Source organism: Fodinicurvata fenggangensis DSM 21160, assembly GCF_000686045.1.
Classification (GTDB): domain Bacteria; phylum Pseudomonadota; class Alphaproteobacteria; order Kiloniellales; family DSM-21159; genus Fodinicurvata; species Fodinicurvata fenggangensis.
Genome location: NZ_JMLV01000005.1, coordinates 183,856 through 195,895, shown reverse-complemented (window position 1 = coordinate 195,895; position 12,040 = coordinate 183,856). Strand labels below are relative to the sequence as shown.

11 protein-coding genes are annotated in these 12,040 nt (G+C 58.4%); 6 read left to right on the top strand and 5 right to left on the bottom strand.

What is annotated here, in order from left to right; genetic code table 11:
• Position 1: 1 nt before the first annotated feature.
• Positions 2-1,654, bottom strand: coding sequence for a cyclic peptide export ABC transporter (locus BP38_RS0109640; protein ID WP_026987557.1), 1,653 nt, complete (start codon positions 1,652-1,654; stop codon positions 2-4).
• 103 nt (positions 1,655-1,757) lie between these two features.
• Positions 1,758-2,831, bottom strand: a complete 1,074-nt coding sequence (locus BP38_RS0109635) for a pyridoxal-phosphate dependent enzyme (RefSeq protein WP_026987556.1) — start codon at positions 2,829-2,831, stop codon at positions 1,758-1,760.
• Between the two features lie 198 nt (positions 2,832-3,029).
• Between BP38_RS0109635 and BP38_RS22220 the strand changes: the two genes are divergently transcribed.
• On the top strand, positions 3,030-4,328 hold the full coding sequence (locus BP38_RS22220) for a TAXI family TRAP transporter solute-binding subunit (protein ID WP_051609186.1): 1,299 nt from the start codon (positions 3,030-3,032) through the stop codon (positions 4,326-4,328).
• Positions 4,329-4,343: 15 nt separating this feature from the next.
• Here the strand turns inward: BP38_RS22220 and BP38_RS0109625 are convergent, their stop codons facing one another.
• The 3 genes from BP38_RS0109625 to BP38_RS0109615 all read right to left on the bottom strand — a co-directional run bounded on the left by BP38_RS0109625 (position 4,344) and on the right by BP38_RS0109615 (position 7,895).
• Positions 4,344-5,021, bottom strand: a complete 678-nt coding sequence (locus BP38_RS0109625) for a GNAT family N-acetyltransferase (protein ID WP_026987555.1) — start codon at positions 5,019-5,021, stop codon at positions 4,344-4,346.
• A 94-nt stretch (positions 5,022-5,115) separates the two neighbouring features.
• On the bottom strand, positions 5,116-7,125 hold the full coding sequence (locus BP38_RS0109620; RefSeq protein WP_026987554.1) for an MFS transporter: 2,010 nt from the start codon (positions 7,123-7,125) through the stop codon (positions 5,116-5,118).
• A complete protein-coding gene (locus BP38_RS0109615; RefSeq protein ID WP_026987553.1) occupies positions 7,122-7,895 on the bottom strand; it encodes a hypothetical protein in 774 nt (257 codons plus the stop codon). The genes BP38_RS0109620 and BP38_RS0109615 overlap by 4 nt, the downstream gene beginning before the upstream one ends.
• 383 nt (positions 7,896-8,278) lie before the next feature.
• On the opposite strand from BP38_RS0109615, the gene BP38_RS19975 reads away from it, so the two are divergent.
• The 5 genes from BP38_RS19975 (at position 8,279) to BP38_RS21760 (ending at position 12,013) form a co-directional block, all read left to right on the top strand.
• On the top strand, positions 8,279-8,785 hold the full coding sequence (locus BP38_RS19975) for a YcjF family protein (protein WP_051609185.1): 507 nt from the start codon (positions 8,279-8,281) through the stop codon (positions 8,783-8,785).
• 41 nt (positions 8,786-8,826) lie between these two features.
• The gene (locus tag BP38_RS0109600) at positions 8,827-9,024 is read left to right on the top strand and encodes a hypothetical protein (protein WP_026987552.1); all 198 of its coding nucleotides are present in this window, start codon (positions 8,827-8,829) and stop codon (positions 9,022-9,024) included.
• A gap of 46 nt (positions 9,025-9,070) precedes the next feature.
• Positions 9,071-10,474, top strand: coding sequence for a prohibitin family protein (locus BP38_RS0109595; RefSeq protein ID WP_026987551.1), 1,404 nt, complete (start codon positions 9,071-9,073; stop codon positions 10,472-10,474).
• A gap of 106 nt (positions 10,475-10,580) precedes the next feature.
• The gene (locus BP38_RS19970) at positions 10,581-11,141 is read left to right on the top strand and encodes a YcjF family protein (protein ID WP_051609184.1); all 561 of its coding nucleotides are present in this window, start codon (positions 10,581-10,583) and stop codon (positions 11,139-11,141) included.
• 140 nt (positions 11,142-11,281) lie between these two features.
• Positions 11,282-12,013: a 4'-phosphopantetheinyl transferase family protein gene (locus BP38_RS21760; protein ID WP_162175145.1), complete on the top strand. Its 732-nt coding sequence runs from the start codon at positions 11,282-11,284 to the stop codon at positions 12,011-12,013.
• Positions 12,014-12,040 lie beyond the last annotated feature (27 nt).

Genomic DNA, 12,040 nt, shown 5'->3' with positions numbered 1-12,040 from the left:
TTCAGAGCCTCCCGCGCGCATCGTTGGACTCGAGTTCGGCAAGCTTGCCGGTTTCGAGGTGCAGACGACGGTCCGGAACATCGAAGTAATGGTCATCATGTGTCACCGCAATGACCGTGGTGCCGCGCCTTTTCAGTTCCGGCAGGATTTCGTGGTAGAACTTTTTGCGGAATTGCGGATCCTGGTCGGCCGCCCATTCATCCAGAACAATGATGGGGCGATGCTCCAGGATCGCTGTAATCAGGCCCAGGCGCTTGCGCTGCCCCGCGGACAGATCGATGGTCGTGTAGTGTCCGTTCTGAATGCTCGTGGCATGGGCCATCTCGAAACGTTCCAGCCAATAGGCCGCCTCATCCGGGTCGATGCCGTCTGTTCCGTAAAGCTCGGCAAAGAGGTGGAAGTCCGAAAATACGGTGGCGATCAGGTTGCGATAAGGCGCTATGCTTTGCGGTCCCAACTGAAGATCATCGATCTTGATCGCCCCGGAAACCGGCCGATACAGCCCGGTCAGCAACTTGATCAGGGTCGATTTGCCCGCGCCATTGCCCCCCGTGACAAACAGAAGCTCCCCACGCTCAATGGACAAATCCAGGGGGCCCAGCACGAACCCGTGGCGCGGATCGCGGTTGGGGTAAGTGAAGGTCACCTGGTCGAAGGTGATCCGCTCGAAGTCGGACGGAAGGCTCCTGCCGCCAGCCTCGGCAATCGGTTCACCGATGGCCGAAAGATCCTCTGACAGCGCCATCATGCGCTGTGCGGATTGCTCGGCCATGCCCAGCACAGTCATGGACTGCACGATTATGCTGATTGGCCCGATCATGAAGAGAACAGCCGTGACGATCTTCGAAATGTCGGTCCCAAAGCTTGCCGTATAAACCGGCACGACAAACACGATCACGGCCAGCAGGATGTAGAAGGCCGAAATACCCATGATCATCTGGCGCGAGATCAGGCGATGGGCGGTTTTGCCGATTTCCATCTTATCTTCGGATGTTTGGATGAAGGAGGCATAGAGCGTATCGCTGCGTCGCGACCACATCCGGACTTCCTTGATGCCGAAGAACAGATCGGCAATCTTCCCGAACAGGATGCCTTCGATCCGGTGGAGTTTGCCAAACCATTCCGACAGGGTTCTGCCCATGCGCAGATAGATCACGATCCCGGCCCCGACCACGGCAACGATCAGGAAAAAGGCCAGGGCCGAAAGCCAGAAGACATAGATCATCACCGCGACCAGCAGCAAAAGACTGCGGAATGTCATCCCGATCAGATGCGAGTTCTGGGAAATGACCTGCGTGCTTTGGGTGATGCTGTCGTACAGCCGCGCCTGGCCGAACGTTTCGAGCTCTGCATAATCGGCGTCCGCAATCAGGCCGAACAACTTCCTTCGAACCTTGTCGATGCCCACTTCGATCTGCCTGGCGATATTGCTCAGCAGGAAGACCTCGGCCAGGAAATAGATCACGGAAATGAGTATGAATATGCCGGCCAGCAGCCAGTTGACGCGGTCCAGGCCATTGTTGCTGATTTCCTCGGCTGCGCTGTTGACGATGCCAAGCAGTGCCGCGCTTCCGATGCCGGAAAGCGTGCCCGCAACGGCAAGCCGGAGCATGAGCCTGTTATCGCCCCAGGATAACAATTCCAGCAACTTCATCTATTGAAAGGCCCCCTGTGACCACCCCTGCGTTCTCGATCGCAACTGTAACCATGCTGGCCAGGCTGTCCAGCAAGCAGCACCGGGGTAACTGGCTCGGATTTCAAAGAAACTTGCCAGGACTGGCACCTTCACTGTTGATGACCAGCACCCTGCTCTGGGCGGTCAGGCCGAATTTTGCGCGAAGCTCCGTGTTCCTTGCCGCATACCACAATCCGGCAATCCCGGAAATCCCGGTATCCCATGTATCCAACGGAGCATCGCCGTGCAGACCGCCGCTCAGATGCTCTTGGACATGTTGTGCCGTCACATCGTCGATCACGATACTGCCAGCACAGACCTCGCGAAGAATCTCGAAGGCCAACAGGCTTGGACAGCCACAGGAAAGTCCAATCATGCGGGTTGACAGCCTGCCCGGCAGACGGGTCAGCGCGCCGCGATCAAGGCTGGCCTCCACACAGGCCGCTGCTTCAGGCTCGACCGAATAGACAGTTGGCTTGTGCCCGCTTTCCTGCCAATAGCCGATGGCACAGCCTGCCGCCATGCCGCCCACGCCGCATTGCAGGAACATGCTATCAACTGCGCCACCATGCGCCTCGAGCTGACGGGCACACTCCACGCCCATCATGGCGTAACCAGCCATGATGTCGCGTGTTACGGCCAGGTTGCCGTGATAATCGGTATCGCTGATCAGGATCACCTTTGCAGCCTTCGCGCATACTTCGGCCGCGATAACCGCATCGTCATAGCCCCCACGCACCTGGACAAGCTCGGCGCCGGAGTCGCGAATGCGCTGCATGCGAAGCTGGTCGACTGCATCGCCGACATACAGCCTGGCGCGGCAATTGTACCGTTCGGCCGCCCAGGCAAGAGCCAGACCGTGATTGCCATCGGTGGCGGCCACCGCAATGTAATCCCGGCATTCAGGGGCGCCGGGTGCCAGGCCAAGGTTCAGGAGTTGTTGCTTCAACCCGAAAGGCGCGCCGAGCACCTTGACGCCGCCCAATCCGAAGCGCTTGCTTTCATCCTTGATCCAGACTGCCCCCAGCCCCAGTTCGGCCGCCAGTCCCGGGGAATGCACCAAAGGGGTTGGAGCGTACTCCGGCCAGGACGAGATCTCAGTGACGGCACGGCGGATCTCGGCAGGCCCGACGACAGGGCTATCAACGCAATCCATGATTTGCTCCTGACTGGCGTCGGACCCAAAGGCGGCGCACGGCACTTATCGATACTGCATCCGCGATCGTCAATTGTGAACTTCAGGCCGGGGTGGACTAAATGCCTGAAGGAATTTGCATTCCCGCACAATGATTCTCGACGCTTCGCCGGCGAATCCCTAAGCTGCAATCCGTCATGCAAGCAATCGAGGGTGGGGATGATCTTGCGAACCTTGTTGTCCGAAGCTGGAAAGTCGACTGGAAGGATCATCGCGAGCCTCTGCCTGGCCTGTGGTCTCTCAACCGTAGCCACAGCCCAGGAGGCGGCCAGGACATTCCCTGACACCATTAAGGAGCAGACGCGCGAAGGGGGCGCGCCCGAAGAGACAATCGAACGCCAGGATATAGACCGGTTCGACAACGCCCTTCTGGATCCCTTGAATCAGAAACAGCAGGTGGTCGACGGGCTGGTTTATGAGCCCGACGCCATTCCTCTGTCCCAATATCGCCGCAAGCTGGACTCCTCGGAGACCCTTGTCTCCTTCTCCGAGTTGGACATCTCGAGCGACGGCGACACCAAGCCCTCCTATTATGCCGCGATCTACAGCGGCAGCACGAGCGGCGCCTACTTCAAGGTGGCGGCGCAGATCTGCGACATGATGCGGCGAACCTATGAGTTGCACCGTGTGCGCTGCGTTCCGTTACGCTCGCAAGGCGTGGGCAGCAACATCGAACTCATGAAGGAGGGCCGCGCCCAGATGATGCTGGTTCAATCCAACAACAACTGGGAAGCGCAGGAGGGGATCAACCCGATCGCAGGTGCCCGCTCCGTGATGTCACTGCATGATGAGATGGGTCTGATGGTCGTACGCCGCGATTCCGACATCGAGAACGTTGCCGACCTGCGCGGCAAACGCGTCAATATCGGGCCGGAAGGCTCCGCCTCGCGCGCGCTCTGGATGGAGCTGCTCAGGCACTACGATATCAGCCGCGAGGATCTCGATACGGTTTACGGCGTAGCGCAGGACTACAATCAACAGGGTATCTGCGAGGATTACATTGATGCCTTTGGCCTCTGGATCGGCCATCCCGTTCCGGTGATCGAGGACAGCCTCGCCTGCGATGCCAAGGTCGTTGGCATGGGCGGTGAGACGACCGAAGAGCTTGTCGAAGAGCGCCCCTACTACTTCGATCAGGTCTTGCCGGCTGGTACCTACTCCGACCAGGATGAGGAAATCCAGTCCTACGGCTTCAAGGCCTCCCTGATTGCCTATGAACCTGCCGATCCCTATGTCGTTTATTGGGTGACGCGTATTATTCACGAGAACATAGAAACGCTGAGGGCAGAACACCCGACTTTCAGGAGCATCGAGGCAGAGGATCTTTTCGAGAAAGGGAATTTCCTTCCCTTCCATCCGGGGTCAGCATGCTATTGGGGAACCCGCGCCGATGCCTGTGATTGGCAGGATCGCTATATCCCTGTCGCCCACTCCGGGGACCAAGAGACCGGGGACTAAGAGACCAGACCCGAGCTACATGAAATCGAGGTGCTTCCAACCAATCTCCGGGACGGCATCCTGCGTAGCCTTGTGGCAAGTCACACCTTGATAACCGGCGTCGAGCAGTTCCCTGCAGCGGGCAGTATCGTTGCATGGACACCAGGTGCCGATATCGCCGGGATTGATCTGAAGGCTCTCGGCAGCTTTCTGATCCTTCAGGTCACGACGCAGCAAGAACCTTTTCCCGCCAAACTTGTCGATCAGTCCGCGGATGGTCAGGCCTGCTGACAGGGTATTGACCACGCTTGCAAAATTCTCCGGAGCCACCGTGCTGAGCGCGATCCTGCGCCCCGCTTTCCTGGCTGCCTGCAAGCGATGCTGAACCATTCTGTACTGCCAGCGATATCCGCGTTGATCCGCCCGCACGGCAACACCATCAATATGCGCAACACCCGAGAGCTCATCTTCCGGAAGTCCATGATCCCTGCCAAAGTTGGGATCTCCCGGACGCGGCAGGCCAAGGACGCCGTAAGCGATCAATTGGCTGTCCTTGAAGGCACCAAAAATCTGACCGTTGGCTGTCATGTGTTCATGAAAGAACGCATCGCTTTCTCTTGCAGCCAGCGCGCGCGGCATGTCACGAACGACTTCATGGTGAAGCGCAATCACGGCATCCAGGTGCGACTCGTTCAGGCGAATGATGGCTGTCATTCAGCATTCCTGTTATCGCGGGCAGCAGGCAAGCTTGGGACAGGCAACAGGGACCGGCAGACACCCGGTGCCCATGGGATTTCACGCACGACACTCATGAAGCCTGGCCGGAATCTTTGGTTTTCGCGGCTTGCCTATCCGGTGTGACACGGGTCGTCAATTCAAAGACCGTTATCGCCAAAGCGGCAATGACTCCCAAGACAAGGACCGCGCCGCTAGCCCCAACCCACAGGGTCAAGCCTGCCGCAAGAAGGGGGCCGAGCGCCCCGCCCAATCGTTCCGCCAGCCGCAAGACGGCCAGAACGGGGCCCGTCCCATGATCGCGGGTGAAATCCTCACTGATCTTAAGGCTTGCGGAAACCTGCGCGGGTATCGACGTCGCCTGGGCCAATCCCAGCATCGCAATGGCAATTGCGAACATCCCGTATTCCGGCATCCATCCGGCCAGCAGGAGGCCGACAGCCGTCAAGACACCGCCAATCCCCACGGCACGGGTTTCGTTCTGCTTCTTGTCCGTCCAGCGCGCGATGCCCCAGCCGGTCAGCAAGGCAACCAGGCCATAGAGCATGATGACGCGGCCCGTTTCGGCCGTGGTTGCACCAGCGTCCAACAGGATGACCGGGGTCAGGTAATAAAGGAAACCGCTCAAAATCAGCTTGGCTGGAACGGCCGCGAACAGGATCAGGGCTTGCAGGCGGCGGTTGGACAGCATAGCCCGGAACGCCTCGCGTGTCGGCACCGGTGGCGAGGCCTTCCCTCGAACGGTGTTGTCCATCAGGAAAAAGGCCAATACCACGGCCAGGCAGGCCATGGTCCCCCCAGCAATGAATGTGGAAGCCTGGCCGAAATGGCCTGCAAGAATCCCGCCGATGGCAGGACCGCAGATATCCGCCAGCATGATTCCGCCGACCATCATGGCGGTGCCTTGGGTCCTGTTCTTTTCACTGGTGGCATCCAGCACATAAGCCTGGCATGCAACAAAAGTGGTGGCATAGCCAATGCCGGACAGCGCGCGCCACATGAGCAAATCCCAAAGTCCTGTGGCGAATGCGGTACCAAACAGCCCGACTGTCGCCAGCAGTGCCCCTGCAAGATACATCCGCAGCGATCCGACCTGTTCCTGGAACAGGCTGCAAAGCGGCATGGCAATCGCCACCATGAGAAGCTGTACGGCCATGACGATCCCGGCACCCAACTGCCCGTCCAGGGTGTTCCCCGAGATTTGCCCGAAGAAGGCCGGCATGATCGGCCGCGCAAGTTCCTCCGCCAGGACGAACATGAATGCCAACAACCGCACGCCGATCAGCTTCACCTCGCGCGCGTGGCGCGGCCGGGTGCCAAGCTTGCTTGCCGCATGGCGGATCGACGCATTGATACGCGCCATGAAGCGTCCGATTTCATCATGGCTCGACTGGCCATGCAGCAGAGTGAATTTGCCGGCGCGCATGTTCAGCAGGACACGCTTGGCAACCCGGGCCGGCAGGGCAACGTTTACCGTCAGGACCAGCAGGACCAGTTCGAAGGAAAGAGCCAGCGTAATGAAGAATATGACCGCAATATCGAACAGGTTGTCCGTGACCGGGCGCATGAGGGCGGCACGATCATGGCCGACAACGATGCCAAGGTCCTGCGCAGCGCTCCCCTCAGACTGAACGGGGATTTCGGTCAGTATATAAGGTGAATTCTCCCCTTCGCGCCCGGGGCCAAGAAGCCCTTCAATCTCCTTGGCCGCGAACCCACCGCTGTGCAGCACGGTTTCATTCCGGACAACGGCGGCAAAGACAAGGTCCGGATCACCACCCTGGAGCTGGCCGAAAACCTCGTCGAAACCGACAATCTCTGCGGGCGGGATATCCAGCTGCAGGGCATGATCGACCCTTTCCGCCAGCGCGCGCGCCTCGATTTCAGCCTTCTGAGTGATTTCTGGTTCCAGCTCCTCGCGCGCCAGGCCGGCCGCACGCCAGGAAACGGCCACCAGGGTCATGCAGAGGATCAAGGCAGAGACCAGAAGCAGAAGCCAGATCCTGCCCCTGGGCAGCAGAGGTTTGCGCGGCCCCGGCTCCCGTTCTGTCTGTTCCGGTTTCGGCGAGGGGACCCGGGTCATGCGTTCTTCTTCGCGGAAGGCGGGATACTGTCCGCTTCCTTGTCCGTTCGAGGCAACTGGTCCCGGATTTCGCGATAGAGCGAAATCAACTCCATCTCGTTCCCGGTCAGCACATCCCCTTCGTGTAAGGGCCCTGTACCGACTCTCCCGGCAAGCGCCTCGTCCAGGTCCTCATGCAGTTCGGTGAAAACGCGGTGGCGCCGGCGCATGAGAAACGCGAGAAGTCCCAGCATGGGAATGATCGCCAGCATGCCAAGGCTGGCCGATCTCCACATCTCGGAAGAGGCGTTCCCAAGTTTGTCCTGATAGGTTTCGCCATCAGCCTCGATCTGCAAAAGACCCGCACAGTGGCCGAGATTGTCATGCAGCATTCGACCAGCTGTGACGGTATTCTGGTCAAAGTGAATCCAGTCCGATTCTGAAGTTCTGCTGAAACGTTCAGGCTCATCAACTGCTTCCAGTGACGACTGGGCCGTCGTTGCCAGTGGCGCTCCCTGGCAATCCAGGACGGAAAGACTTCTGATTTCCGGCGACATTCCAGCACGCCGCTCAAGAATCCCCTGCAGGTTCTCCATGCTCTCAAGCCTGAGGCCCAGGTCCATGGCCGCATGCAGATCCTGGCTGGTCTCGTAGGCAACGACATCGATCCTTTGCGTGATCAAGGTCCGAAGCGTCTGCTCGAATCGCAGGTAATTGAGCACTGTTGTCATGCACAAGGCGGCGGCAAGCACGACAAACAACGCCACACCGATCTTTGTTGCCAGATTCAAGTCGCCGCTCCAATCATCCCCCAAGGCAGCCGGCAGGTTTCCAACAGAAAATTGGCGCAGCCTTACTGCAACTGAACAAAACTCGATTGCTTCTCGACGGAGGTCAAGTGATGCATGTTTCCCATCCTGGCGAGATCGGCCGGATGGTTTCATGGCCTATCCGGTGCAGCTCTTTAAGAATAGGAAACTGAAGGCCTGGTCCAGGTGGATACCGCCCGTCGTGACGAAGCCGCGGGACGCAGATTCAAGCTCGATTGCGGCCCTGAAGAGACTGAACTCATAATCGTACGACACGCGCCTGAAACGATTGCAGTGTGAATTGTTAGCGTTTACGCTTCGCGCGGCTATGGGGGCCGGCAAGAACACTGGCAGGGGGGACGTACTTGGACAGCGAGAAGCTGGAAGCGTTAAAGAGCAAGAGACGCCATCGTCGGGCCTCGGCCATTGTCCAGCGTAATACGCTCTGGGCCGCCGGCACGGGCCTGATACCGATTCCCGTCCTGGATTCGGCGGCGATTGTTGCCGTGCAGCTCAAAATGCTGGCTGAAATCAGCAACGTATACGGGGTCGACTTCCAGAAAAGCAGCGGAAGGTCGGTTATCGCGGCGTTGATGACCAGCTTGACCAGCAACGTGCTTGGAAAATCGCTTCTGGGAACAGGCCTGTTCTCCAGCCTTTCCAAGACGCTTCCCGTCATTGGTTCGACGCTGAGCATTTTGACCATGCCCGGATTCAATGCGGCATTTACCTACGCGCTGGGCCGGGTCTTCCAGCAACACTATGCTCTTGGCGGCACCTTGCAGGATTTCGATCCCAAGAAAGCGGAACCCTATTTCCACGAGAAATTCAAAGAGGGTTTCATGTTCACCCAGAAGGCGAAAACAGCCTGACCGGACCAGCTCAACAGACTCAAGGCTTCAGGACCTGCCCCATGTATCTGATGGTAATCATGCTTTATATCTTGGCCGCAATCGTTTGCGGCCTGCTTGGCCGGCATACCTCTTTCGGTTTTCTGGGGCATTTCATTCTGGCGCTCATCATCACGCCGATTGGAGACTTTCTGGTTCAGCTCGTCGCGCGGCCGTCGAAGGAAGTTCGCGAGAAGATCCGCTACCTGGACGAGGACTAAGGTGCAATCAACCTTCCGTATGACGCGCGCGAAAGTGAGATAACGAATGGTTGATGGCACGGCAACGCCAGAGGGCCGACCGCAGGATGACACGGGCCATGAAGAAGGCCGCACCCGGAGGATTGGCAGACGGTTTGTCGAAAGGTTCGCCCGCATCTTCAAGCGTTTCCAGACCGGCCTTCTGATCACGATCCTGTTCCTCCTGATCGCAATGATCGTATTGGCGCCGCAGATCTTCATCACGATCCCGGCCGGTCATGTGGGCGTGATGTGGTATCGCTTCTTCGGAGGCACGGTCGTTGATCGCGTCTATGGCGAAGGCATCCACATGATCTTTCCATGGGACAAGCTGTTCGTCTATGACGCCCGCCTGCAGAACCAGGCCCGCATCTACGACACGATCTCGTCAAACGGGCTTTCGATGGAAGTCGACATTGCGGTGCGCTACCGCATCAACCGCGAAGCCGCCGGCATGCTGCACAAGCTCGTGGGGCCGAACTATCCTGAGATCCTTGTCTATCCCGAAATCGGATCGCATGCGCGCGAACTGATCTCGCGCTATACACCGGAACAACTCTATACCGAAACCCGTGCCTTCATTCAGGCCGAGATCCTGGAACGCATGGTCAACGAGCTTGGTTCCTCCCTGTTGAACCAGAGCTTCCAGGGACGCCTGGTAACGGTCGAGGATGTGTTGATCCGTTCGGTCAAACTGCCCGAACGTGTCGCCACCGCCATCGAACGGAAGGCCGAGCAGTACCAGATCATGCAGGAATACGACTTCCGTCTAGCGCGCGAGGCCAAGGAAAAACAACGCAAGAAAATCGAGGCCGAAGGCATTCGCGAGTTCCAGGATATCGTGGCCAAGACCATCACCGAAGAATACCTGCGCTTGCGCGGCATAGAAGCGACCATGTCCCTGGCGACCTCGAAGAACAGCAAGACCATCATTATTGGTGGTAAGGACGGGCTTCCGGTCATTCTCAATACGGGAGAGACCGGCAAGCCTTCGGCATCGGCCGACGGAAGCGGCCCTGAATTGACCGGGGATTCGGAAGACAGCCTTCCCTTGTCAAATGAGTTGAACGCAAATGTCCGCGAAATCTCGCCGCACAATGCCATCTCGCCAGGTGTTCGCGACGCGGAGTCCGACACCTCGGGCTCCAATCAAGCCCCTGCGAACCAGCCCAGGAGTCCTTCGGGGAGCCCCATGAGGACGCCTGGCCCGGAGATGCAATCATCCACGCCTAAGGCGGGGCCGGCGAATCCGGATAGCGAAGAGGCAACTGCACCCGGGAACGTGGAAAGAGTCCTGCGATCCCTCTCACCGATTTATGATCCAAGTGCCGGCAACGCCGGCAAGACCCCCGACGCATCCTCCGGCACAACTTCACAGCCGGCACATGAAACAAAGGCGAAACCGGAAATGAGAACCGACTCGAATCAATGATTGCACGCGCAATTTGCGATGGACTTCGAATTGAAGTACCTTATAACTCTATCAGATATCAGAATATTGTGACCACCGGCCAACGGACACTTGAAAAGGGGCAAGCATGAGCGAAGAAGAAAACACCGAACAAACGGAAGAAGTCACCGTCACAGGATCTGACGAGCTTCATGACCAGGCTCGCAACAGTATCCATCGCCACAGCGCCTATGCTGCAGTCGGTGGTCTTGTTCCAATTCCCTTTCTCGAGATGGCGGCAAGCAGCACCATCCAGCTGCGGATGATTTCCCAGCTTTGCGACATTTACGGTGTGCCCTTCTCTGAAAACGCCATCAAGAATTCGATCGCAACACTGGTTGCAACGGTTCTTCCGGTGTCGGGTGTTGGCCTTGTAACGGCAAGCCTGATCCGTCGTGTCCCCGTTGTTGGCACGATCTTTGGCTTTGTCGCCATGCCGACCTTTGCCGCTGCCTGCACCTATGCATTGGGCCGTGTCTTTGCGTGGCACTTTTCCAGAGGCGGTACGGTTGAGGATTTCGATGCCGAGGAAATGAAGGACCGTTTCCAGGACGAGTTCGCAGACGGCAAGCGCAAGGCTTCGGAATTCGTCAAAGGCGAGAAGACGACCTCAAAGGCGACGGGCGGGGCGGCAGCAGCCAAGGCCTGATTTGTCCGGCCCACCTGCCGATACGGCTTTCAAGAATGCCCAAAGCATGCTTTGGGCATTCTTTATTTCGAATGGACAGACATTCGCCACGGTGACGCGCAATGGAAGGCCAGAAAGCCATCAGGATCCATTCGCTTGTCATGCAGCGGGACAGGATCGACACCGCCTTTGCCGAAGACGAACTCCTGCGCGCGACATTGGCGGTCATCCCGCTTGATCACCTGAGCGAAGACAGGCTCGGCGAGCTGATGGCCGCCAATTTGCATGCGGATGAGTTGAGCCGTTTGCAGGCGCTTGAGCACAGCAAACGCAGGCAAAGCTTTGCGACAGGACGTTTGGCGGCAAAGCTGGCGATAGGGGCGCACCACAAGGGGCTTGACCCGCGCGACGTCTCCATTGCATCCGGTGTGTTCGAACAGCCCGTCATTGCCGCCACGAGTCCAGGTGTTGGCGAAACAGGTATTTCCATTTCGCATTCGGCCAGGTACGCCGCAGCTCTTGCTTTCCATCGTGCCCATCCAATGGGACTCGATATTGATCAGCCGACCCGGGCCGAAATCGAACCTGTTCTTTCCGAACTCACCCCGGAAGAAAGACGCTTGCTGGATGATCTGGAACTCGAGGAAGCCGCGGCGGCAACGCTGATATGGGTCGCACGCGAGAGCCTCGCCAAGACTCTCACGACAGGCATGATGACACCGCTTTCGATCTACACGCCCTCATCCATCGAAAGACAGGAAGGCGTTTTTGTTCTTCGCTACCGCAATTTCGCCCAGTACCGCACCCTTGTGTGGCCGGGCGCCCAGGGATGGCTGGGGGTAACCCTTCCCGGGCGTACCCAGCTTGATCCCTCCTCTGTTCCGTGGAGTTGAGAACGAGGGCCATGCCCGCCCAGGGAC

Excerpts from the sequence above, each read along its gene's own strand:
- BP38_RS22220 (WP_051609186.1), top strand. The coding sequence starts at position 3,030 with ATGATCTTGCGAACCTTGTTGTCCGAAGCTGGAAAGTCGACTGGAAGG.
- BP38_RS0109595 (WP_026987551.1), top strand. The coding sequence starts at position 9,071 with ATGGTTGATGGCACGGCAACGCCAGAGGGCCGACCGCAGGATGACACG.
- BP38_RS0109625 (WP_026987555.1), bottom strand. The coding sequence starts at position 5,021 with ATGACAGCCATCATTCGCCTGAACGAGTCGCACCTGGATGCCGTGATT.
- BP38_RS21760 (WP_162175145.1), top strand. The coding sequence starts at position 11,282 with ATGCAGCGGGACAGGATCGACACCGCCTTTGCCGAAGACGAACTCCTG.
- BP38_RS0109640 (WP_026987557.1), bottom strand. The coding sequence starts at position 1,654 with ATGAAGTTGCTGGAATTGTTATCCTGGGGCGATAACAGGCTCATGCTC.
- BP38_RS0109620 (WP_026987554.1), bottom strand. The coding sequence starts at position 7,125 with ATGACCCGGGTCCCCTCGCCGAAACCGGAACAGACAGAACGGGAGCCG.
- BP38_RS19970 (WP_051609184.1), top strand. The coding sequence starts at position 10,581 with ATGAGCGAAGAAGAAAACACCGAACAAACGGAAGAAGTCACCGTCACA.
- BP38_RS0109635 (WP_026987556.1), bottom strand. The coding sequence starts at position 2,831 with ATGGATTGCGTTGATAGCCCTGTCGTCGGGCCTGCCGAGATCCGCCGT.
- BP38_RS0109600 (WP_026987552.1), top strand. The coding sequence starts at position 8,827 with ATGTATCTGATGGTAATCATGCTTTATATCTTGGCCGCAATCGTTTGC.